The 19,942-nt window shown below is 57.8% G+C and carries 16 protein-coding genes; 1 reads left to right on the forward strand and 15 read right to left on the reverse strand.

The window, feature by feature from the left end; translation table 11 throughout:
• Positions 1–11: 11 nt before the first annotated feature.
• The 8 genes from FHP24_RS02160 to rpsL all read right to left on the reverse strand — a co-directional run bounded on the left by FHP24_RS02160 (position 12) and on the right by rpsL (position 6,569).
• Positions 12–305 carry a 50S ribosomal protein L23 gene (locus tag FHP24_RS02160; protein WP_119939778.1) on the reverse strand — a complete coding sequence of 98 codons (294 nt, stop codon included), beginning with the start codon at positions 303–305 and terminating at the stop codon, positions 12–14.
• Entirely contained in the window at positions 302–922 is a 621-nt protein-coding gene (rplD, locus tag FHP24_RS02165; RefSeq protein ID WP_139672216.1) for a 50S ribosomal protein L4, read from the reverse strand. Before rplD ends, FHP24_RS02160 begins: the two co-directional genes overlap by 4 nt.
• 14 nt (positions 923–936) lie before the next feature.
• Positions 937–1,578, reverse strand: coding sequence for a 50S ribosomal protein L3 (rplC, locus tag FHP24_RS02170; protein ID WP_139672219.1), 642 nt, complete (start codon positions 1,576–1,578; stop codon positions 937–939).
• Between the two features lie 32 nt (positions 1,579–1,610).
• Positions 1,611–1,919 carry a 30S ribosomal protein S10 gene (rpsJ, locus tag FHP24_RS02175; RefSeq protein WP_003547547.1) on the reverse strand — a complete coding sequence of 103 codons (309 nt, stop codon included), beginning with the start codon at positions 1,917–1,919 and terminating at the stop codon, positions 1,611–1,613.
• Positions 1,920–2,235: 316 nt separating this feature from the next.
• A complete protein-coding gene (tuf, locus tag FHP24_RS02180) occupies positions 2,236–3,411 on the reverse strand; it encodes an elongation factor Tu (protein ID WP_139672222.1) in 1,176 nt (391 codons plus the stop codon).
• Between the two features lie 95 nt (positions 3,412–3,506).
• The gene (gene fusA, locus FHP24_RS02185; protein WP_139672225.1) at positions 3,507–5,606 is read right to left on the reverse strand and encodes an elongation factor G; all 2,100 of its coding nucleotides are present in this window, start codon (positions 5,604–5,606) and stop codon (positions 3,507–3,509) included.
• 33 nt (positions 5,607–5,639) lie between these two features.
• Positions 5,640–6,110 (reverse strand): 30S ribosomal protein S7, encoded by a 471-nt coding sequence (rpsG, locus tag FHP24_RS02190; RefSeq protein ID WP_139672228.1) that lies wholly within the window; start codon positions 6,108–6,110, stop codon positions 5,640–5,642.
• An 87-nt stretch (positions 6,111–6,197) separates the two neighbouring features.
• Complete coding sequence (rpsL, locus tag FHP24_RS02195; protein ID WP_003547537.1) at positions 6,198–6,569, reverse strand: 30S ribosomal protein S12; 372 nt, start codon at positions 6,567–6,569, stop codon at positions 6,198–6,200.
• Between the two features lie 484 nt (positions 6,570–7,053).
• Here rpsL and FHP24_RS02200 point away from each other — a divergent pair, with 484 nt between their 5' ends.
• Positions 7,054–7,344: a transcriptional regulator gene (locus FHP24_RS02200; RefSeq protein WP_139672231.1), complete on the forward strand. Its 291-nt coding sequence runs from the start codon at positions 7,054–7,056 to the stop codon at positions 7,342–7,344.
• Positions 7,345–7,493: 149 nt separating this feature from the next.
• Here FHP24_RS02200 and FHP24_RS02205 read toward each other — a convergent pair whose 3' ends face one another.
• From FHP24_RS02205 to rplK, 7 genes are all read right to left on the reverse strand, one after another.
• Positions 7,494–8,555: a cytochrome-c peroxidase gene (locus FHP24_RS02205; RefSeq protein ID WP_139672234.1), complete on the reverse strand. Its 1,062-nt coding sequence runs from the start codon at positions 8,553–8,555 to the stop codon at positions 7,494–7,496.
• Between the two features lie 166 nt (positions 8,556–8,721).
• Positions 8,722–12,930: a DNA-directed RNA polymerase subunit beta' gene (gene rpoC, locus FHP24_RS02210; RefSeq protein WP_139672237.1), complete on the reverse strand. Its 4,209-nt coding sequence runs from the start codon at positions 12,928–12,930 to the stop codon at positions 8,722–8,724.
• Positions 12,931–13,119: 189 nt separating this feature from the next.
• The gene (rpoB, locus tag FHP24_RS02215) at positions 13,120–17,259 is read right to left on the reverse strand and encodes a DNA-directed RNA polymerase subunit beta (RefSeq protein WP_139672239.1); all 4,140 of its coding nucleotides are present in this window, start codon (positions 17,257–17,259) and stop codon (positions 13,120–13,122) included.
• 244 nt (positions 17,260–17,503) lie between these two features.
• Entirely contained in the window at positions 17,504–17,878 is a 375-nt protein-coding gene (rplL, locus tag FHP24_RS02220; protein WP_139672242.1) for a 50S ribosomal protein L7/L12, read from the reverse strand.
• A 54-nt stretch (positions 17,879–17,932) separates the two neighbouring features.
• Positions 17,933–18,511, reverse strand: a complete 579-nt coding sequence (rplJ, locus tag FHP24_RS02225) for a 50S ribosomal protein L10 (protein ID WP_394344585.1) — start codon at positions 18,509–18,511, stop codon at positions 17,933–17,935.
• Between the two features lie 290 nt (positions 18,512–18,801).
• Entirely contained in the window at positions 18,802–19,497 is a 696-nt protein-coding gene (rplA, locus tag FHP24_RS02230; RefSeq protein ID WP_139672245.1) for a 50S ribosomal protein L1, read from the reverse strand.
• A 1-nt stretch (position 19,498) separates the two neighbouring features.
• Positions 19,499–19,930 (reverse strand): 50S ribosomal protein L11, encoded by a 432-nt coding sequence (gene rplK / locus FHP24_RS02235; protein ID WP_139672248.1) that lies wholly within the window; start codon positions 19,928–19,930, stop codon positions 19,499–19,501.
• Positions 19,931–19,942: the final 12 nt, after the last annotated feature.

Here is a 19,942-nt window from a genome sequence, read left to right on the forward strand (position 1 = left end):
TTTTCTTTACCTCAGAGACCGGTGGAGATGTCGATCGTCTGACCTTCGGCCAGGGTGACAACAGCCTTCTTGACGTCCTTCTGCTTACCGATGAAGCCCTTGAAGCGCTTCGTCTTGCCCAAACGGACCAGCGTATTGACGGCAGTGACCTTCACACCGAAGAGAGCTTCTACGGCCGCCTTGATTTCAGGCTTCGAAGCAGTCTTGGCAACGTTGAAGACGACCTGGTTCTGCTCGGACAGCAGGGTCGACTTTTCGGTGATCGAGGGAGATACGATCACATCATAGTGGCGAATGTCGGTCACTTGAAACGCTCCTCGAGGGCTTCAACCGCAGCCTTGGAAAGCACGAGCTTGCCGCGACGCAGGATGTCGTAAACGTTGATGCCCTGAACCGGCAGAACATCGATGTTCGGGATGTTCTGGGCTGCGAGCTTGAAGTTGCTGTCGAGCTCGGCACCACCGATAACCAGAGCATTGGTCAGGCCGAGCGACGCGAACGTGCCGACGAGAGCCTTGGTCTTTGCTTCGGTCGCAACCAGATCGTCGATAACGATAAGATCTTCAGACTTCAGCTTGGCAGAAAGAGCGTGACGCAGAGCGAGAGCGCGAACCTTCTTCGGCAGATCGAAGGCATGGCTACGGGAAACCGGGCCGTGAGCCTTACCACCACCGCGGAACTGCGGAGCGCGAGCCGAATGGTGACGAGCGCGGCCCGTACCCTTCTGCTTGAACATCTTGGCGCCGGTGCGCGAAACTTCTGCGCGCGTCAGCGTCTGGTGCGAACCCTGCTGCTTCTTGGCAAGCTGGTAACGAACCATACGGGCGAGGATATCCTCGCGCGGGTCGAGGCCGAAAATCGCGTCGGACAGGGAAACCTTGCCGGCGTCTTTTCCCTCGAGGGTCTTGACGTTGAATTCCATGATACTTGGCTCCCTTACTTCGCAGCCGACTTGACGGCGTCGCGAACAACGATCCAAGCGCCCTTGGAGCCGGGGACGGCACCCTTGACGAGGATCAGGCCGCGGCCTTCATCGGTGGACACGACTTCGAGGTTCTGGGTGGTGATACGCGTGCTGCCCATGTGACCAGCCATACGCTTGCCCTTCCAGACCTTGCCCGGATCCTGGTTGTTACCAGTCGAACCGTGCGAACGGTGCGACACGGAAACACCGTGGGTCGCACGCAGGCCGCCGAAGTTGTGGCGCTTCATGGCGCCGGCAAAGCCCTTACCGATCGAAGTACCAGTCACGTCGACCAGCTGACCGGCCGTAAAGTGATCTGCCTTCAGCTCGGTGCCGACTTCGATCAAGTTTTCTTCAGAAACGCGAAACTCAACGAGCTTCGACTTCGGCTCGACATTTGCGATGGCAAAGTTGCCGCGCATTGCCTTGGAGGTGTTCTTCACCTTGGCAACGCCTGCACCGAGCTGAAGAGCGACATAGCCGTTCTTCTCTTCTGTGCGGTGAGCAACGACCTGGCAGCTGTCGAGACGCAATACGGTTACCGGGATATGCTCGCCGGCGTCGTTGTAGACGCGGGTCATCCCAATCTTTTGTGCAATTACACCTGAACGCATCGGTTCAATCCTTCCAACTCAGCTCTGATTGCTCAGAGCTTGATCTCAACATCGACGCCAGCGGCGAGGTCGAGCTTCATCAGCGCGTCCACCGTCTGTGGTGTCGGGTCAACGATATCGAGGAGGCGCTTATGCGTGCGCATCTCGAACTGCTCGCGGCTCTTCTTGTCGATGTGGGGGGACCGGTTAACCGTAAACTTCTCGATGCGGGTCGGAAGCGGAACGGGGCCCCGGACACTTGCTCCGGTGCGCTTCGCCGTCGACACGATCTCGCGCGTAGAAGCGTCGAGAATACGGTGATCGAATGCCTTAAGGCGAATGCGGATATTTTGGCCGTTCATTCGACGTTATCCTTGTTGTCTGTTCTCCACGTGCCAAACGTAATGACACGGGTTGTTCTTCTACCTAAGGCGGATCACCGGTTTCAAAGATCGAAGAGAACACCGCTTCCAGCAGATGCCCTATTCCAGTCTTCAGGCCCGAAGGCCCACCTTAAATTCTTATGCAACTTGCTGCGTCGCCATAGCGAAGCAGGCGCAAATCACGCTTGCGCGCCATTTGCTATGTTTTTGTGTCATAAGCAAGCCGCAATCAGGCCACTTGCTTAAAAAAAATTAAAGCGGGCGGCATCCGAGGATACCGCCCTGCCCTTATTTATTACTCGACGATCGAGGCGACGATGCCGGCGCCGACGGTACGGCCGCCTTCGCGGATAGCGAAGCGCAGCTTTTCTTCCATCGCGATCGGAACGATCAGCTCGACTTCAACCGTGACGTTATCGCCAGGCATAACCATTTCCGTGCCTTCCGGCAGCGAAACGATGCCCGTCACGTCCGTCGTGCGGAAGTAGAACTGCGGACGGTAGTTGGTGAAGAACGGCGTATGACGGCCGCCTTCTTCCTTCGTCAGGATGTAGGCTTCAGCCATGAACTTCTTGTGCGGCTTGACCGAACCCGGCTTGCACAGGATCTGACCACGCTCGACGCCGTCGCGCTGAACGCCACGAACCAGTGCACCGATGTTGTCGCCGGCCTGGCCCTGATCGAGCAGCTTGCGGAACATTTCAACGCCGGTAACCGTCGTCTTCGAAGTGGCCTTGATGCCGACGATTTCGACTTCTTCGCCAACCTTGACGATGCCGCGCTCGACGCGACCGGTCACAACCGTACCGCGACCCGAGATCGAGAACACGTCTTCGATCGGCATCAGGAACGGCTGGTCGATCGGACGCTCAGGCGTCGGGATGTAGGCATCGACCTGAGCCATAAGCTCGCGGATCGCGTCCTCACCGATCGTCTTGTCGCTGTCGTTGAGAGCGGCCAGAGCCGAACCCTTGACGACAGGAACATCGTCGCCCGGGAAGTCGTAGGACGACAGAAGTTCGCGAACTTCCATTTCGACGAGCTCGAGAAGCTCTTCGTCGTCAACCTGGTCGACCTTGTTGAGGAACACGACCAGTGCCGGAACGCCAACCTGACGGGCGAGCAGGATGTGCTCGCGGGTCTGCGGCATCGGGCCGTCGGCAGCCGAGCAAACCAGGATCGCGCCGTCCATCTGGGCAGCACCGGTGATCATGTTCTTGACGTAGTCGGCGTGGCCGGGGCAGTCAACGTGCGCGTAGTGACGGGCAGGCGTTTCGTATTCGACGTGAGCCGTCGAAATCGTGATGCCGCGGGCCTTTTCTTCCGGCGCTGCGTCGATCTGGTCATACGCCTTGAATTCACCGAAGTACTTCGTGATCGCTGCCGTCAACGACGTCTTGCCGTGGTCAACGTGACCGATCGTGCCAATGTTGACGTGAGGCTTGTTGCGCTCAAACTTGCTCTTTGCCATTGCAGGCTCTCCATCTTGTGTAAGCCTTTAAAGGCTCAAATTCTTGTTGTCGCCCCGGTGCGAGACCGGGGCGTATTCTTGGTTTCGTATTCCGATTACTTCTGACCGGAATACTTAGCCTGGATTTCGGTCGCGACGTTCGACGGAACCGGCGCGTAGTGATCGAAGGTCATCGAGTACTGCGCGCGGCCCTGGGACATGGAGCGCAGGTTGTCGACGTACTTGAACATGTTCGCCAGCGGAACGTGAGCGTTGATAACGATCGCGATGCCGCGCTGTTCCTGGCCCTGGATCTGGCCACGACGCGAATTCAGGTCGCCGATCACGTCACCGACGTAATCTTCCGGCGTTACGACTTCGACCTTCATCATCGGCTCGAGCAGCTGAGCGCCGGCCTTCTTGGCTGCTTCACGGAAGCAGGCACGCGATGCGATTTCGAAGGCGAGGACCGAGGAGTCGACGTCATGGAAGGCACCATCGATGAGGGTGGCCTTGACGCCGAGCATCGGGAAGCCAGCGAGCGGACCGGAAGACAGAACGCTTTCGATACCCTTCTGAACGCCCGGGATGTATTCCTTCGGAACAGAACCACCGACGATCTTGGATTCGAACTTGAAGTCTTCGCCTTCAGGATTCGGTTCGAAGATGATCTTGACGCGCGCGAACTGACCGGTGCCACCGGACTGCTTCTTGTGCGTGTAGTCTTCTTCGTGCGTCTTGGTGATGGTTTCGCGGTAGGCAACCTGCGGAGCACCGACGTTGGCTTCAACCTTAAACTCGCGACGCATACGGTCAACGAGAATGTCGAGGTGAAGTTCGCCCATGCCGGCAATGATCGTCTGACCGGATTCCTGGTCAGTCTTGACGCGGAACGACGGATCTTCAGCAGCCAGGCGGTTGAGCGCGAGGCCCATCTTTTCCTGGTCGCCCTTGGACTTCGGCTCGATCGCGATCTGGATGACCGGCTCGGGGAATTCCATGCGCTCGAGGATAACCGGCTTCAGCGGATCGCAGAGCGTATCGCCAGTGGTGGTTTCCTTGAGGCCAGCCAGAGCAACGATGTCGCCGGAGAAGGCTTCTTCGATGTCTTCGCGGCTGTTCGAGTGCATCTGCAACATACGGCCGACACGCTCGCGCTTGTCCTTGACCGTGTTCAGAACCGACGTGCCCTTTTCGAGCTTGCCCGAATAGATACGTGCGAAGGTGAGCGAACCGACGAAGGGGTCGTTCATGATCTTGAACGCCAGCATCGAAAGCGGCTCGGCATCGTCAGCGTGACGCTCGATTTCGGCTTCGGTCTTGAAGTCGATACCCTTGATCGCCGGAATATCCAGCGGCGAAGGCAGGTAATCGCAAACGGCGTCGAGAAGCGGCTGGACACCCTTGTTCTTGAAGGCAGTGCCGCAGAACATCGGGTGGAACTTGACATCGATGGTGCCGCGGCGAACCAGGGCACGGATCTTGTCGTTGTCCGGCATCTCGCCGTTCAGATAGGCTTCAAGCGCTTCTTCGTCGACCTCGACAACCGTCTCGATCAGCTTTTCGCGATACTCGACAGCCTTTTCCTTCAGGTCTTCCGGGATTTCAACGACATCCCAAGCAGCACCGAGGGATTCGTCGCGCCATACGAGAGCATTCATCTCGATCAGGTCGACAACACCCTTGAATTCGGTTTCTGCACCGATCGGGAGCTGCATGACAACAGCGGTGGCGCCAAGACGGGTCTTGATCATCTCAACCGAGCGGTAGAAGTCCGCGCCGGTCTTGTCCATCTTGTTGCAGAAGATCATCCGCGGGACGTTGTACTTCTCGGCCTGACGCCAGACGGTTTCCGTCTGCGGCTCTACGCCGGCGTTGGCATCGAGAAGAGCGATCGCACCGTCAAGCACGCGCAGCGAACGTTCGACTTCGATGGTGAAGTCAACGTGGCCGGGGGTGTCGATGATGTTGAACCGACGCTTCGTACCGTCACGGCCGGTCCAGTAGGTCGTGGTTGCAGCGGAAGTGATCGTGATGCCACGCTCCTGCTCCTGCTCCATCCAGTCCATGGTGGCAGCGCCGTCATGAACTTCGCCGATCTTGTGCGACTTGCCGGTGTAATAAAGAATACGCTCGGTGGTCGTGGTCTTGCCGGCGTCGATATGCGCCATGATACCGAAGTTGCGGTAGTCTTCGATTTTATATTCGCGAGCCATAATGACTGCCTTTCGAAATTCGATCGGTTAAGATTACCAGCGGTAGTGCGAGAATGCGCGGTTCGCGTCAGCCATCTTATGCGTGTCTTCACGCTTCTTGACGGCCGAACCACGGTTGTTTGCGGCATCCATGAGCTCGCCGGACAGGCGATCGATCATGGTGGTCTCGTTGCGCTTGCGGGCAGCGGTGATCAGCCAACGAATGGCGAGCGCCTGGCGGCGTTCCGGACGCACGTCAACCGGAACCTGATAGGTCGCACCACCAACACGACGCGAGCGAACTTCAACATGCGGCGCGACATTGTCGAGCGCCGAATGGAAGATACCCAGCGGGTCGGCCTTGGCCTTGCCCTGCACGGAATCGAACGCACCGTAAACGATGCTTTCAGCAACGGACTTTTTGCCATGAAGCATGATGGCATTCATGAACTTGGTGACGATCAGATCGCCGAACTTCGGGTCCGGGTTGATCTCACGCTTCTCTGCACGATGGCGTCTGGACATACTAATCTCGTCTCTAAACGTTACGGGCGCTTTATCACGCGGAGAACCTCGCGCAGCGCCGGATTGATTAATTCAAAGTCCGAAGGATTACTTCGGACGCTTTGCACCGTACTTCGAACGGCGCTGCTTACGGTTCTTGACACCCTGGGTATCGAGAACGCCGCGGATGATGTGGTAACGAACGCCCGGCAAGTCCTTTACGCGGCCGCCACGGATCATGACGACAGAGTGTTCCTGCAGGTTGTGACCTTCACCCGGAATGTAGCCGATGACTTCGAAGCCATTGGTGAGGCGAATCTTGGCGACCTTACGCAGAGCCGAGTTCGGCTTCTTCGGGGTCGTGGTGTAGACGCGTGTGCAAACGCCGCGCTTCTGCGGGTTTTCCTGCAGAGCAGGAACCTTATTGCGCTTTACGTTGGCCTGACGCGGCTTACGGATCAGCTGGTTTACGGTAGGCATATACCCATCCCTTGCAAAATCTTATTCAAAGCCCCTTGCGGGACCATCGATGTGCCGTTTCCGGCGGCGACACGCACATTCCTCATGCGCAAAACGTGGCCCAATCCCATTCCGGATGGACCACGGAAGACAGAGGACGCATTATTCATGCGTCGTGCGTGCAGCATTCATATAGTCTACGTGCGTTTTAGGAGCCTGTTTGAGACTAGTCCCGGAATAGATTCATTCCGGACGCACGTGTCTCACATGGCTTCCGATGCCGGGCGTTTACTGTCTTAACCCTTCTGCGTCAAGGGTCGGCCCCAAAATAATGGCCCAAGTGCCGGTTTGGCGGGCTTTTCGCTAGCCAAGCGACGACCACTTGGTCGATCATTATGACGATTAACGATTGTGTTTGGGAATCACAGTCGAGACGTCTAATGAAACCGGGAACTTTTCAGACCGGACGATCTTCCGTTATGAAGGACCCATTCAGGAGAATATCATGATTTCACCCGCCGACAATGACAACACCGACGAGCCGATGATCTTCATCATCATCGGCAAGGCCTACGAGACGAAGGGGGGCGAAGGTATCGAACTTCACATCATGCTGCGCGCACCCGACGACGATACTGCTGTAAGGGATGCGCTGAACGCGCTCTCCGAAGAGGGCTTTCTGGAAGCGGATCTCGACCAGATCGGCATGCTTCAGGAAGAGCCGCCGGAAGAGCCGCATGCATCGGCCTACCAGGGCGCACTGGAAGGCGAAGTCGCCATCATCCGTTTCGACTGAAAGGTGACGCGATTCTTCGGATCGGTTCACCACGCCTCAGGTCTCTGTTTTGTTGCATGTCTTAGCCACGAAGCGCGATTTATGCTTTCAGGATGGGCCGCGTCTATTCCGACGCGGCCTTGCGCTTAACAGCTTCCAGTCTCTTCCGGCTATTTGACCGGAATTATCTGGCTTACCGGTTGCGGGGTGTTTCCGGTTTCGGCAGGGAGCACCGGATAGGTGACTTCGGGAGCCTTGCCCGTCAGAGAGCTCAGGAAGGCGACGATCAGATCGACGTCTTCATTGTTCAGCGTCTCTCCCAACTGCGCCGTGCCCATGATGGCGACCGCCTGCTTCAGATCCCATACCTTGCCCGAGTGAAAGTAAGGTGCCGTGAGCGCTATATTGCGCAGCGGCGCTGCCCGGAACACGTAGGAATCATCTGCAGTATTGGTCACGGCAAACCGGCCCTTATCCTTTTCCGGCAAAACGTCCGCACCCGGCTTTTCGATCAGGCCGAAAGGATAATACCCCTCCCCGCCAACATTGATCCCGCTATGGCAGGAAGAGCAACCCTTGTCGATGAAGAGCTGAAGTCCCTGTCTCGCCTCCGCTGTCAGCGCTTCATCGTCACCGTTGAGGAAGGCATCGAAGGGCGCCGGTGTGACCAACGTGGCTTCGAAAGCCTCGATCGCCATGGCAAAATTGTCGAAAGTGACGGGATCAGCTTCGCTCGGGAAGGCCGCCTTGAACCATTCCACATATCGCGGCATCGATTTCAGTGTGGCGACAACCTGCCCCGGCGTATTGGCCATTTCGACACCGGCCTGAACCGGTCCCTTGGCCTGCGCCTTCAGGTCCTCGGCGCGACCATCCCAGAACTGCGCGATGTTGAAGACGGCATTGAAGACCGTCGGTGAATTGCGCGGTCCCTTCTGCCAGCCGTGGCCGATCGACGTTTCGAGGTTGTCATCACCGCCGGTTGCCAGGTTGTGACAGGAATTGCAGGAAAACACGCCGGAAGCGGACATCCGCGGATCGAAGAAGAGCGCCTTGCCGAGAGCAATCTTTTCCGCGGTAATCTTGTTGCCCTTCACCGCCGGAACCGTCGAAGGCAGCGGTTTGAAAATTTCCTGTGCCTGCTGTCTCAGGTCGGCGGGATTCGGGTCTGCGGCATAGGCCGCCGTTGCGAGCAAAAGACAGGCAGCAACGGACGAGAGTAAGCGTTTCATTCGAGCCTCCATTCATCATCGAATGCCGGAAGCTTAGAACTGCTCCAATATAACGCCTTGTCCTCGGTCAACACTTTAGAATTAGTCAAAATAAAAAAAGCGCCCGGATTACTCCGGGCGCCTTTGATCATGTTTTCGGAAACGAAGGGAACTTCCCTCGCCTGCCTTATTCGGCAGGCGTATTTTCCGGGTTCATGTTCTGCAACATCGGGGTCGCGGTATCGGAACCGGTGCCCTTCTTGCGTTCGTCCAGGATCAGATCGTCGCGCGTCGTAGCGATGCGGCGGATCTGCGTCATGGTGCCGCCGGTACCGGCCGGGATAAGGCGGCCGACGATGACGTTTTCCTTCAGCCCCTGCAGCGTGTCGATCTTGCCGGCAATTGCAGCTTCCGTGAGAACCTTGGTGGTTTCCTGGAAGGATGCGGCCGAGATGAAAGACGGCGTCTGCAGCGATGCCTTGGTGATGCCGAGCAGAACCGGGTCGCCGAAAGCAGGCTTCTTGCCTTCTTCGATCAAGAGATCGTTGGCATCGTCCAGCTCGATCCGGTCGACATTGTCACCGACGATATACTGGCTGTCGCCGGCATCGGTGATCTCGACCTTCTGGAGCATCTGGCGAACGATGACTTCGATGTGCTTGTCGTTGATGACAACGCCCTGCAGACGATAGACTTCCTGGATTTCGTTCACGAGGTAGGACGCGAGTGCTTCCACGCCCTTGATCGCCAGAATGTCGTGCGGCGCAGGATTGCCGTCGAGGATGTAGTCGCCCTTTTCGATGTAGTCGCCATCCTGAAGATGGAAGGGCTTGCCCTTCGGGATCAGGTATTCGACCGGTTCGACACCGTCTTCAGCCGGCTCGATCATGACGCGACGCTTGTTCTTGTAGTCGCGGCCGAGGCGGATCGTACCATCGATCTCAGCGATGATGGCGTGGTCCTTCGGACGACGTGCTTCGAACAGTTCTGCGACGCGCGGCAGACCACCGGTGATGTCCTTGGTCTTGGCGCTTTCCATCGGGATACGTGCAAGCACGTCGCCCTGAGCAATCTTCTGGCCCGGTTCGACGGAGAGGATTGCTTCAACCGACAGGTTGAAACGTGCCTCGCTACCACGTGCAAGCTTCAAGATCTGACCGGAAGCGTCCTTGATGACGATTGCCGGCTTCAGATCCGCACCACGCGGGGTCGAACGCCAGTCGATGACCTGACGCTTGGTGATGCCGGTGGATTCGTCGGTCGATTCCAGAACCGAGATGCCGTCGACGACATCTTCGAACTGAACCGTACCGGCGACTTCCGTCAGCATCGGGCGTGTGTAGGGGTCCCATTCTGCCAGACGCTGACCACGACGAACCTTGTCGCCATCATCGACATGGATTTTCGAACCGTAAGCTACGCGCTGCGAAGACCGCTCGACGCCACGTTCGTCGAGAATGGTGATCGCCATGTTGCGGCCCATTGCAACGAGAACGTTCTCCGAGTTGCGCAGCATGTTGCGGTTCTTGATCTGGATCGTGCCTTCGTAAGACGCTTCCAGGAACGACGAGTCGACCACGTTTGCGGTACCGCCCAAGTGGAAGGTACGCATGGTGAGCTGGGTGCCCGGCTCACCGATCGACTGAGCAGCGATAACGCCGACTGCTTCGCCCATGTTGACCGGCGTACCACGAGCAAGGTCGCGGCCGTAGCAGACCGAGCATACGCCCGTCTGAACTTCGCAGGTCAGTGCGGAGCGAATGCGGATCGACTGGATACCAGCCTTCTCGATCTCGATGACATCCGGCTCAAGGATCATCCTGCCGGCATCGACGATGCGCTCACCCGTGACCGGATGATCGATATCGTCGAGAGCCGTACGTCCGAGAACGCGGACGCCGATGGAAGCCACAACCTGACCGGCATCGACGATCGCCGTCATGGTGAGGCCGGATTCGGTACCGCAATCGACGAGGTTGACGATGCAGTCCTGCGCCACGTCGACGAGACGACGGGTCAGGTAACCGGAGTTCGCCGTCTTCAAGGCGGTGTCTGCGAGACCCTTACGAGCACCGTGGGTCGAGTTGAAGTACTCGTTAACGGTCAGGCCTTCCTTGAAGTTCGAGATGATCGGGGTCTCGATGATTTCACCCGACGGCTTGGCCATCAGGCCGCGCATGCCGCCCAGCTGGCGCATCTGGTTCGGAGAACCACGGGCACCCGAGTGGGACATCATGTAGATCGCGTTCATCGGCTTCTGGCGACCGGTCTCGGCGTCGAATTCGACGGCCTTAATACGGGCCATCATGTCTTCGGCGACCTTCTCGGTAGCCTTGCCCCAGGCGTCGACGACCTTGTTGTACTTCTCGCCCTGAGTGATCAGGCCGTCATTGTACTGCTGCTCGTATTCCTTCACGAGAGCTTCCGTATCACCGACGATCTTGACCTTGGAATCCGGGATGATCATGTCGTCCTTGCCGAACGAAATACCGGCCTTGCAGGCATGGGTAAAGCCGAGCTGCATGATCCGGTCGCAGAAGATCACCGTGTCCTTCTGACCGCAATGACGGTAGACCGTGTCGATCATCTTGGAGATGTTCTTCTTGGTCATTTCCTGGTTGCAGGTTTCGTAAGGCACGTTGACGTTCTTCGGCAGAAGTTCGCCGATGATCAGACGACCAGGCGTCGTGTCATAGATCTTGGAAACCAACTTGCCGTCGGCATCCATGGTCTTGAAACGACCCTTGATCTTGGAATGCAGGGTGACGACCTTGTTTTCCAGAGCGTGGTGCAGTTCGCCCATGTCGGAGAAGGCCATGCCTTCGCCGGGCTCGTTCTGGTTCATGATCGACAGGTAGTAGAGACCAAGAACCATGTCCTGCGACGGAACGATGATCGGTGCACCGTTTGCCGGGTGCAGGATGTTGTTCGTCGACATCATCAGGACGCGGGCTTCGAGCTGAGCTTCCAGCGACAGCGGCACGTGAACAGCCATCTGGTCGCCGTCGAAGTCGGCGTTGAAGGCCGTGCAGACGAGCGGATGCAGCTGGATAGCCTTGCCTTCGACCAGAATCGGTTCGAAGGCCTGGATGCCCAGACGGTGCAGCGTCGGTGCGCGGTTCAACAGGACCGGATGCTCGCGGATGACCTCGTCGAGGATATCCCAGACTTCCGGCTTTTCCTTTTCAACCAGCTTCTTGGCCTGCTTGACGGTGGACGAGAAGCCCTTGGCGTCAAGACGGGCGTAGATGAACGGCTTGAACAGTTCGAGCGCCATCTTCTTGGGCAGGCCGCACTGGTGCAGCTTCAGTTCCGGACCGGTCACGATGACCGAACGACCGGAATAGTCGACGCGCTTGCCGAGAAGGTTCTGGCGGAAGCGGCCCTGCTTGCCCTTCAGCATATCGGACAGCGACTTCAACGGGCGCTTGTTGGCACCGGTGATGACGCGGCCACGACGGCCGTTGTCGAACAGCGCGTCCACAGATTCCTGCAGCATGCGCTTTTCGTTGCGGATGATGATACCAGGAGCGCGCAGTTCGATCAGACGCTTCAGACGGTTGTTACGGTTGATGACGCGACGATAGAGATCGTTCAGGTCGGACGTCGCGAAACGGCCGCCATCGAGCGGAACCAGCGGACGCAGGTCCGGCGGGATAACCGGAACGACCTTCATGATCATCCATTCCGGGCGGTTGCCGGATTCGATGAAGTTCTCGACGATCTTCAGACGCTTCATGAACTTCTTTTGCTTAAGTTCAGAAGTGGTCTCGGCAAGTTCGGCGCGCAGGTCGCCGGCGATCTTCTCGAGATTCATCGACGCGAGCATCTCGTAGATGGCTTCCGCACCGATCATCGCCGTGAACTGATCTTCACCATATTCCTCGATGGCGAGCATGTACTCTTCTTCGGAGAGAAGCTGGTTCTCCTTGAGAGCAGTCAGGCCCGGCTCGGTGACGATGTAGTTCTCGAAATAGAGAACGCGTTCGACATCCTTCAGCGTCATGTCGAGCAGTGTCGAGATACGCGAAGGAAGCGACTTCAGGAACCAGATATGGGCAACCGGAGCGGCAAGCTCGATATGGCCCATACGCTCACGACGAACGCGCGACAGCGTGACTTCAACGCCGCACTTTTCGCAGATGATGCCCTTGTACTTCATGCGCTTGTACTTCCCGCACAGGCACTCATAGTCCTTGATCGGTCCGAAGATGCGCGCGCAGAAGAGACCGTCACGTTCCGGCTTGAACGTACGATAGTTGATGGTTTCCGGCTTCTTGATCTCGCCGTAGGACCACGACAGGATCTTTTCCGGGCTCGCAATCGAGATCCGGATCGAATCGAAGTGCTGTGCCGGCACTGTCGGGTTGAAAAGGTTCATGACCTCTTGGTTCATGCCTGTCTCCTTGATGGGGCGCGAAGGCCCTCAAATGGGTCACGGTCTCGACAAATTCCCGGGCTGTCGAACCGAACCCTTAAATGACAATAGGCGCCAAATGCGGCGAAACTCCCCTTCCCCGACCGACGGGTCCGTTCAGGGAGGGAACGGCGTGCGTGATCGCTCACGCACGCCCTTGTCAAAATATTACTCGGCAGCGTCAGGCAGCTGGCCATCGGCAGGCGCATCGAGCTTGGAGTTCTCCAACTCGACCGACAGACCGAGAGAGCGCATTTCCTTCACGAGAACGTTGAAGCTCTCCGGAATGCCCGCCTCGAACGTGTCGTCGCCGCGCACGATCGCTTCGTAGACCTTGGTACGGCCTGCCACGTCGTCCGACTTCACGGTCAGCATTTCCTGCAGGGTGTAGGCGGCGCCGTAGGCTTCCAGAGCCCAGACTTCCATTTCCCCGAAGCGCTGGCCGCCGAACTGCGCCTTACCACCAAGCGGCTGCTGGGTGACGAGCGAGTACGGACCAATCGAACGTGCGTGGATCTTGTCGTCCACAAGGTGGTTCAGCTTGATCATGTACATGTAGCCGACGGTGACCTTGCGGTCGAAAGCTTCACCGGTACGACCATCGTACAGAACCGACTGACCCGACGAATGCAGACCGGCCTTGGTCAGCATTTCAGCAACGTCCGGTTCATGCGCACCGTCGAAGACCGGCGTTGCGATGGAGACGCCCCTGCGGGACTGTTCGGCCAGTTTGACGAGAGAGTCGTCGTCGAAGTGTGCAACTTCGTCCTTGGCTTCACTGGAATACACGTCCGTCAGAACCGTCTTGAGGTTCGTGATGTCCATGGTCTTGCGATACTCGTCGAGCATCTCGCCGATCTTCTTACCCATGCCAGCGCAAGCCCAGGCAAGGTGAGTTTCGAGGATCTGTCCGACATTCATACGCGAAGGCACGCCGAGCGGGTTCAAGCAGATGTCGACATGGGTACCGTCTTCGAGGAACGGCATGTCTTCGACAGGCACGATACGCGAGACGACGCCCTTGTTACCGTGACGGCCGGCCATCTTGTCGCCCGGCTGGATCTTGCGCTTCACAGCAACAAAGACCTTGACCATCTTCATGACGCCCGGAGGCATTTCGTCGCCGCGCTGGACCTTTTCGACCTTGTCCATGAAGCGATGCTCAAGCAGCGACTTGGACTCGTCGTACTGACCACGAAGCGCTTCGATCTCGCCCTGGACCTTCTCGTCCTCGACGGCGAACATCCACCACTGCGAGCGGGGATATTCGGAGACGACGGCGTTGGAGAGTTCGATGCCCTTCTTGAAGCCCTTCGGACCGGCAACCGACATCTGACCACGCAGCATGTCGACCAGACGGCCGTAGACGTTACGATCGAGGATCGCCTGTTCGTCGTCGCGGTCCTTGGCGAGGCGTTCGATTTCCTCACGCTCGATCGCCATCGCACGTTCGTCCTTTTCGACGCCGTGACGGTTGAAAACGCGAACTTCGACGACAGTACCGAACGTGCCCGGAGGCATGCGCATGGACGTGTCGCGAACGTCGGAAGCCTTTTCACCGAAGATGGCGCGGAGAAGCTTTTCTTCCGGCGTCATCGGGCTTTCGCCCTTCGGTGTGATCTTGCCGACGAGGATGTCGCCCGGCTGGACTTCGGCGCCGATGTAAACGATGCCCGCTTCGTCGAGGTTCTTCAGCGCTTCTTCCGAAACGTTCGGAATGTCGCGGGTGATTTCCTCAGGACCAAGCTTGGTGTCACGGGCAGCCACTTCGAATTCCTCGATGTGGATGGACGTGAAGACGTCGTCCGACACGATGCGCTCAGACATGAGGATCGAGTCTTCGTAGTTGTAACCGTTCCAAGGCATGAACGCGACGAGCGCGTTGCGGCCGAGTGCCAAGTCACCGAGATCGGTCGACGGACCGTCAGCGATGATGTCGCCCTTGTTCAGAATGTCGCCGACGGCGACCAGCGGACGCTGGTTGACGCAGGTGTTCTGGTTCGAACGCTGGAACTTCTGCAGGCGGTAGATATCAACACCGGACTTGCCGGCATCGAGATCTTCCGTGGCGCGGATAACGATACGGGTCGCATCGACCTGGTCGACAACACCGCTACGACGGGCAGCGATCGCAGCACCGGAGTCACGGGCAACGACCGGTTCCATGCCGGTACCGACGAACGGAGCTTCGGCGCGAACCAGAGGCACGGCCTGACGCTGCATGTTCGAGCCCATCAGAGCGCGGTTGGCGTCGTCGTTTTCGAGGAACGGGATCAGAGCCGCGGCGACGGAGACAAGCTGCTTCGGCGAAACGTCCATCAGGTTGATGGTGTCGCGCGGGGACAGCATGACTTCGCCGGCGTGACGGCAAACCACGAATTCTTCAACGAACGCGCCTTCAGCCGTCAGCTCGGAATTGGCCTGAGCCACGTAATACTTGGCCTCTTCCATAGCGGAGAGGTAGATCACGTCCTTGGTGACGACGCCGTCAACGATCTTGCGGTACGGGCTTTCGATGAAGCCGTACTTGTTGACGCGGGCAAAAGTGGCCAGCGAGTTGATCAGACCGATGTTCGGGCCTTCCGGCGTTTCGATCGGGCAAATACGGCCGTAGTGGGTCGGATGAACGTCGCGGACTTCGAAGCCCGCGCGCTCGCGCGTCAGACCACCCGGGCCAAGTGCCGAAAGACGACGCTTGTGGGTGATTTCCGAAAGCGGGTTCACCTGGTCCATGAACTGCGACAGCTGCGAGGAGCCGAAGAATTCGCGAACGGCGGCAGCAGCCGGCTTGGCGTTGATCAGGTCCTGCGGCATGACGGTGTCGATCTCGATCGACGACATGCGTTCCTTGATCGCGCGCTCCATGCGGAGCAGGCCGAGACGGTACTGGTTTTCCATCAGCTCGCCGACAGAACGAACACGGCGGTTGCCGAGGTTGTCGATGTCGTCGATTTCACCCTTGCCGTCGCGCAGTTCGACCAGCATCTTGACCACGGCCAGGATGTCGTCCTTGCGCAGAACGCGAACTGTATCTTCGACCTGCAGGTCGAGACGCATGTTCATCTTGACGCGACCGACGGCCGACAGGTCGTAACGCTCGGCGTCGAAGAACAGCGAGTTGAACATGGCTTCCGCAGAATCCATGGTCGGCGGTTCACCCGGACGCATGACGCGATAGATGTCGAACAGGGCGTCCTGACGGTTTTCGTTCTTGTCCGCATGAAGGGTGTTGCGGATGTAGGCGCCGATGTTGATGTGATCGATGCCGAGAACCGGGATTTCGTCGAAGCCTGCTTCGAGAATGATCGGCAGGGTCTTTTCGTCGATCTCGTCGCCGGCTTCGAGATAGATCTCGCCGGTCGAGTAGTTGACGATGTCTTCGGCGAGGAAGTTGCCGTAGAGGTCTTCGTCGGTTGCCTTAAGAGCCTTGAGGCCCTTGTCGGTCAGCTGGCGGAGCAGACGCGGGGTCAGCTTCTTGCCGGATTCGACAACGACTTCGCCGGTATCGGCGTCGACCATTTCGGACAGAGCCTTGGCACCCTTCAGCGTTTCCGCATTGAAAGGAATGCGCCAGCCGGTGCCGGAACGCTCATAGTTCGACTTCGTGTAGAAGGTCGACAGGATTTCTTCGCCGTCCATGCCGAGGGCCATCAGCAGCGACGAGACCGGAATCTTGCGACGACGGTCGATGCGGGCAAAAACGATGTCCTTGGCGTCGAATTCGATATCGAGCCAGGAACCACGGTAAGGGATGACGCGGGCGGCAAAAAGCAACTTGCCGGAAGAATGGCTCTTGCCCTTGTCGTGGTCGAAGAAAACGCCCGGCGAACGGTGCATCTGGGACACGATAACGCGTTCGGTACCGTTCACGATGAACGTGCCGTTATCCGTCATGAGCGGCATGTCGCCCATGTAGACGGACTGTTCCTTGATGTCCTTGATGGACTTCGCGCCCGTATCCTCGTCGATATCAAACACGATGAGGCGCAGCGTCACCTTGAGGGGAGCTGCGTAGGTCAGGTCGCGCTGACGGCATTCTTCGACGTCGAATTTCGGCGGGTCGAATTCGTAGGACACGAATTCGAGCATAGAAGCACCAGAAAAGTCGGTGATCGGGAACACGGACCTGAAGACCGCATTCAAGCCCTCGTCCGGGCGACCGCCCTTGGGCTCTTCGACCATCAGAAACTGGTCATAAGATGCCTTCTGAACCTCGATGAGGTTCGGCATTTCCGTTACTTCTGGAATTTTACCAAAAAACTTGCGTACGCGCCTGCGACCATTAAAGGAAAGGGTCTGCTGAGCCATCGTCGCTCCTTCAAAATTGCATCCGGGCCTGCAACGGACGGGTATCGGAGGCCAATCGATCTCCCGTCGACATGAGTCTCAATCTCGTCCCGCTTGCCGAAACCCTAAGCCGGATTGCCTAGCGCTACGGTGGGGACCATCCTCTTGAGAACCCATTACCCAGAAGCCGTTTTCATACGGATCCTGGGTAATAAGTTCGAAGAAATCGACGGGAGAGATAAATCCCCCCCGTCGTATTCCAGTATTACTTAACGTCGACCTTGGCGCCGGCGTCTTCAAGCTTCTTCTTGAGGTCAGCGGCTTCAGCCTTGGAAACAGCTTCCTTGACAGCCTTCGGAGCGCCTTCGACGAGGTCCTTGGCTTCCTTGAGGCCGAGACCGGTGATGGCGCGGACTTCCTTGATGACGTTGATCTTGTTGGCGCCGGCATCCGTGAGGATGACGTCGAACTCGGTCTTTTCTTCTTCAACGACAGCAGCAGCAGCGCCGCCAGCAGCAGCAACAGCTACCGGAGCAGCCGCGGAAACGCCCCACTTTTCTTCGAGAAGCTTGGAAAGCTCGGCAGCTTCCAGAACGGTCAGAGCCGAGAGGTCGTCTACGATCTTTGCGAGATCAGCCATTTTCATAGTTCCTTATATTGGTTCGAACTTGGTTTTGAACAGCGAAAAACCGCCTTAAGCGGCTTCGTCCTTCTTTGCATAGGCTGCGAACACGCGGGCAAGCTGGCTTGCCGGTGCTGCAACAACCGATGCGATACGGGTAGCCGGCGTCTGGATCATGCCCAGAAGCTTTGCACGAAGCTCGTCGAGCGAAGGCAGGGTCGCAAGCGACTTGACTGCATCTGCCGTGAGCGTCGTGGAACCCATGGCGCCGCCCAAAACAACGACCTTGTCGTTGGTCTTGGCGAATTCCATGACGACCTTCGGTGCCGTGATCGGGTCGACGCTATATGCGATAAGCGTCTGACCCTTGAAGAGATCTACGATCCCTTCCGACTCCGTACCCTGAAGAGCGATCTTGGCCAGGCGGTTCTTCGCGACTTTGACGGTGCCGCCAGCAGCACGCATTTTCGAACGAAAATCGTTCATCTGCGCAACTGTGACACCAGCATAGTGGGCCACGACAACCGAACCGGAAGCCTTGAAGACTTCGTTCAGCTCCGTGACGAATTCGCGTTTTTCCGCTCTTTCCACTGTCTGTCTCCAGTTGACGGGACCGCAATCCTGCAGGCCCCATCGGTTTGCCTTTGCCACAAAGGGCCTCTTTCAAGACCCCAAGCGACGCTTGAGGATCCTGCCCCCCTGCTCTGCAGCATTCGCTACAAGCACAAGGCACACCAGGCTCGAACCAACTTTCACAAAACGCATGACGCATCTTCAAAACTTGGGTCTTACCCGTCTCATGCAGGTTTGAATTATTAAGGCCTTGATCCCGAAAGATTTAAGCCACCCACAATCTCGGACAGGAATTCCGGATTTCTCCGAAAACTTCCGGCTCGCGAGAGCCGGAAATTCTTTGTACCGGGGTTAAACCCCGGAAAAACTTATGCGTTAACCGAGGACGGGTCGATCTTGACGCCCGGACCCATGGTCGAGGAGATCGCTACGCGCTTGACGTAGTTACCCTTGGCACCAGCCGGCTTAGCCTTGACGACTGCGTCAGCGAAGGCCTTGATGTTCTCTTCGAGCGCCTTGGCGTCGAAGGAAGCCTTGCCGATGCCGGCGTGAATGATACCAGCCTTCTCGACGCGGAACTCGACAGCGCCGCCCTTGGAAGCCTTGACGGCACCCGTGACGTCCATCGTAACCGTACCGACCTTCGGGTTCGGCATCATGCCACGCGGGCCGAGAACCTTACCGAGACGACCGACGAGCGGCATCATGTCCGGGGTTGCAATGCAACGATCGAAATCGATCTTGCCGCCCTGAACGATTTCCAGCAGGTCTTCTGCGCCGACGATGTCTGCGCCAGCAGCCTTGGCTTCATCAGCCTTGACGCCACGAGCGAAGACAGCAACGCGAACGTCGCGGCCCGTGCCGTTCGGCAGGTTGACGACGCCGCGGACCATCTGGTCTGCGTGACGCGGGTCAACGCCGAGGTTCATTGCAATTTCGATGGTTTCATCGAACTTGGCGACCGCACGTTCCTTGACCATAGCGATGGCGTCGGAAAGGGCTACGAGCTTGGTCGGATCAACGCCTTCGCGGATCTTCTGAATACGCTTTGCAAGCTTTGCCATGTTATGCCACCACTTCCAGACCCATGGCGCGGGCAGAGCCCTCGATCATGGCCATTGCACCTTCGATATCGGCAGCGTTGAGATCCTTCATCTTGGCTTCAGCGATCGACTTGATCTGAGCCTTGGTGAGAGTGCCGGCCTTGCCGCCCTTGCCAGGCGTCTTGGAACCGGACGTGATCTTTGCTTCCTTCTTCAGCCAGTAGCTGACAGGAGGCTGCTTCATCGCGAAGGTGAAGGACTTGTCCTGGTAATAGGTGATGACGACCGGGATCGGCATACCTTTTTCCATTTCCTGCGTGGCGGCATTAAACGCCTTGCAGAATTCCATGATGTTGATGCCACGCTGACCAAGCGCCGGGCCGATTGGCGGGGACGGGTTTGCCGATCCTGCCTTGACCTGAAGCTTGAGCTGGCCTGCTACTTTCTTAGCCATATCTCTCTGCCT

This window comes from Aliirhizobium smilacinae (assembly GCF_006335145.1).
Taxonomy (GTDB): domain Bacteria; phylum Pseudomonadota; class Alphaproteobacteria; order Rhizobiales; family Rhizobiaceae; genus Neorhizobium; species Neorhizobium smilacinae.

Excerpts from the sequence above, each read along its gene's own strand:
- rplD (WP_139672216.1), bottom strand. The coding sequence starts at position 922 with ATGGAATTCAACGTCAAGACCCTCGAGGGAAAAGACGCCGGCAAGGTT.
- rplC (WP_139672219.1), bottom strand. The coding sequence starts at position 1,578 with ATGCGTTCAGGTGTAATTGCACAAAAGATTGGGATGACCCGCGTCTAC.
- rpsJ (WP_003547547.1), bottom strand. The coding sequence starts at position 1,919 with ATGAACGGCCAAAATATCCGCATTCGCCTTAAGGCATTCGATCACCGT.
- tuf (WP_139672222.1), bottom strand. The coding sequence starts at position 3,411 with ATGGCAAAGAGCAAGTTTGAGCGCAACAAGCCTCACGTCAACATTGGC.
- fusA (WP_139672225.1), bottom strand. The coding sequence starts at position 5,606 with ATGGCTCGCGAATATAAAATCGAAGACTACCGCAACTTCGGTATCATG.
- rpsG (WP_139672228.1), bottom strand. The coding sequence starts at position 6,110 with ATGTCCAGACGCCATCGTGCAGAGAAGCGTGAGATCAACCCGGACCCG.
- rpsL (WP_003547537.1), bottom strand. The coding sequence starts at position 6,569 with ATGCCTACCGTAAACCAGCTGATCCGTAAGCCGCGTCAGGCCAACGTA.
- FHP24_RS02200 (WP_139672231.1), top strand. The coding sequence starts at position 7,054 with ATGATTTCACCCGCCGACAATGACAACACCGACGAGCCGATGATCTTC.
- FHP24_RS02205 (WP_139672234.1), bottom strand. The coding sequence starts at position 8,555 with ATGAAACGCTTACTCTCGTCCGTTGCTGCCTGTCTTTTGCTCGCAACG.
- rpoC (WP_139672237.1), bottom strand. The coding sequence starts at position 12,930 with ATGAACCAAGAGGTCATGAACCTTTTCAACCCGACAGTGCCGGCACAG.
- rpoB (WP_139672239.1), bottom strand. The coding sequence starts at position 17,259 with ATGGCTCAGCAGACCCTTTCCTTTAATGGTCGCAGGCGCGTACGCAAG.
- rplL (WP_139672242.1), bottom strand. The coding sequence starts at position 17,878 with ATGGCTGATCTCGCAAAGATCGTAGACGACCTCTCGGCTCTGACCGTT.
- rplA (WP_139672245.1), bottom strand. The coding sequence starts at position 19,497 with ATGGCAAAGCTTGCAAAGCGTATTCAGAAGATCCGCGAAGGCGTTGAT.
- rplK (WP_139672248.1), bottom strand. The coding sequence starts at position 19,930 with ATGGCTAAGAAAGTAGCAGGCCAGCTCAAGCTTCAGGTCAAGGCAGGA.